We start from the raw sequence: 2,860 nt of genomic DNA, 5'->3' as shown, positions 1-2,860 counted from the left end.
AGGTTATCGTAGTTTGCCCAATCGGGATGAGCCGCCAGTACTGGCCCTGGATAATTAGGATTAAGGTTGAGAATTTCATTATGACGTTGATTGCCAGCAGCAAAAGTCCAAACCCAAGCGTGTAATTCCATGTCTCGCTCATGGGCTAGTTTCACCGCTTCTTCTAGTGGATTCCACCCATGAATTAATGGGTTTTGCTCTGTTGCGACTTGGCTGGGATAAATTGTATAGCCAGCGTTAACAGTTTCAAAAAAGATGGTATTAATCCCGGCTTGGGCGAGGCGATCAAAAATCTGAGCTAGTCCCGCCTTACTACCAGCACGAACAATCGTCCCCCGATCTAACCATACTGCCCGAATTTCTGGTTGAGCCAGTCTCCGATCGACAGGAAACTGCTGCCACAAAGTCGTTTTAGCGACCAGCCATTGCTGACGAGCTAGAGCATAGTTTTTTTGAGCAATCAATTGGGGTAAGTTTTTGGCAATTACCCTTACCTGTGCCAAGGCTTGCTCTTTACTTATGGCGATCGCCCCCAGTTTGGTTGAGGCTAGTTGTGTTGGCTGGTCTTTGACTGATTGAGGGTTGTAGGTGTTTAAATGCCTAGAAGACTGCTTTTGCTCAGATATCGCTTCATTAACATTAGCCGCATCCGCTAATACCGCTAAATGAGCGCTTTCCACTCGACCAATCAGATTTTCTAGCTCTTGCTGGAGAGCGATCGCTTGGTTGTGATCAATCGGCTCATTGGAGTTGGGTGCAACATCCAAACGCACTGCTTGTTCTAATTGGTCAATAGCCTCCTGAGAATTTGGAGGTTTGACCATCGGCAGCGATCTAGGTATGGGAGCAGTTTTAGGAGGAGTGAATGAGGGGGATGAGGGAGATGAGGGAGACAAGGGAGACAAGGAAGATGAACCGCCCCCCTGCTCCTCTGCCCCCCTGCCCCTCTGCTCCCCTGCCCCTCTGCTCCCCTGCACTGAGGACGCAGCCGCCACAGTCGTAGAGCAGCTTTGGGAACCTCCTGCTATTTTTTTGGTGCGATTTGATGGCGGTAGTGCTGTCAAATAGTGATTGAGGGTAGTTTTTAACCAGGCATTATCCAACTCGGCTGCTGAGGCTGTATCTGTTCCCCAGCGCCAGCCCAAAAAGGTGGAACGCTCAGTTGTCACTACTGCGGCGGGATTATCTTTGGAATTCCAAACAGCAGGTGATTCAGCGCCCATATCGTTAGGAATTACAACACCGCCGCGCACTTTACCAAAAAGTCCAGTTTGATTTGTCCATTCTGGGATCTTGGTTTTTGCAGCTTGAATCTGTTGTGTGTCGCTAAGGCTGAATCCCCAATAACCTCCTAAGAGCGATCGCAATAACTGCCGTACTCCCGCCGATGACAAACTACCTACAGGCCCACTAGCAATCAAACGCCCTCCCTTACTCATCCAGTCTTCTAGAGCGATCGCTTGGGTTGGTGTTAGTGTTTCGATGTTTGGCAAAAATAATACCCGGCGATCGCCCCAATCTGCCCCACTCTTGACATCATTTAGGGAAATTACACAATATTTCACCCCTATTGTCTGTAAGCGATCGCTTATCCCTCTCCATTGATTTGCATTTTCTTGGTCGTACACTACGCTCAATACGGGTTCTTCAGTCGCCGCCGTTACTGGCAAAATGCTCAAAAAACTTAAAACTACAATTTCACAACTTAAAATAAATAATTTTCTAGCTTTTTTAATTTTTAAACTTATATCTTTTTGGTTTTCCTGATACTTCACCAATGACTCCTCACTTTATTATTAATTAATTTAGTTATTAGTCAGAATTCCTTAGTACACAATATAGGAAGCTTTATTCCTAGTAAGTTTACTGAGACTCTCACCCGGATTAAGCAAAGCTAATATTTGGCTTTTCAAAAGTCAAATAGAATTCCTATAAGCTTTTCGTAGAAGTACTTAGTGAATGACTTTCATCAATCTAGCCTATCAAAACCATTAAAAAATGCCAAGATGGATACTCAACTTGCCCTGACGATTCTATAGAAATTGTTAGCTATTACATTGTCAACTTAATTCTATTGGCAACTAGCTTTTTATAAAACTTTGCATTTACCAATTACCATAGGTGCTTGCAGAATTGCAGAGAGTTTCCACTTAAACTCAAAAGAAAAAATGCCACTCTTGTTTTAATTATCTGTTGTTAATATTTTGCATTTGTGCAATATATATAATTATTACTCTTAATGAGCGACCATTTAAGCAGGATTGAATAGATAGAAATCAATTGAAGAAGAATTCAGAAGTCAGAATTCAGGAGTCAGAATAAATCAGTCGAGGATTCAGACCGCGCAGGAATTGAAGACCACTAAATTGAAAATTTAGTGGGGGTGCAAAAACGCCGATTATTCATCCGCCAGTCATACAGAATACCCAACTGAATTCTGACTCCTGACTCCTGAATTCTGTTCGATAAATTTTAAAATAATTGCAAGGCTAATAACTGACTGCGGCGTTTCCTAATAACAACAATCTACAGCTTAACCTCACCCTAACCCCAGGGCTATTTCATTCTAAACATAAACCGCCCAGAACTGAAGTTCTTTGGCTTTTAGCTAAAGTCCGTTAAAACGGACTATAACATGAGTCTTAGTCGTCTTTAGACGACTTTCGCTATTAGACTCAGAATTCATTCTGAGGCGGACTAGATGAGAATGAAATAGCCCTGACCCCTATCTTTGGTAAAAATGGGGGTTGAAGGTGAGGTTTTGATATTTACTTCATTTACCTGGGAACTGCTACAGACTAAGACGATGTTTTAAAAGTAGTTTACTGTGATTTGAAGCACTTATTGATCCCCCCTAGCC

At 42.9% G+C, this 2,860-nt stretch carries 1 protein-coding gene; it reads right to left on the bottom strand.

The window, feature by feature from the left end:
* The coding region (locus HWQ37_RS00155) for a family 10 glycosylhydrolase (RefSeq protein WP_465249652.1) at positions 1 to 1,775 on the bottom strand (1,775 nt) is incomplete at its 3' end.
* Positions 1,776 to 2,860 lie beyond the last annotated feature (1,085 nt).

The sequence above is a fragment of the Nostoc sp. NMS4 genome (assembly GCF_017115095.1).
In the GTDB taxonomy this organism is placed as follows: Bacteria; Cyanobacteriota; Cyanobacteriia; order Cyanobacteriales; family Nostocaceae; genus Nostoc.
This window is presented reverse-complemented; position numbering and strand designations above follow the sequence as displayed.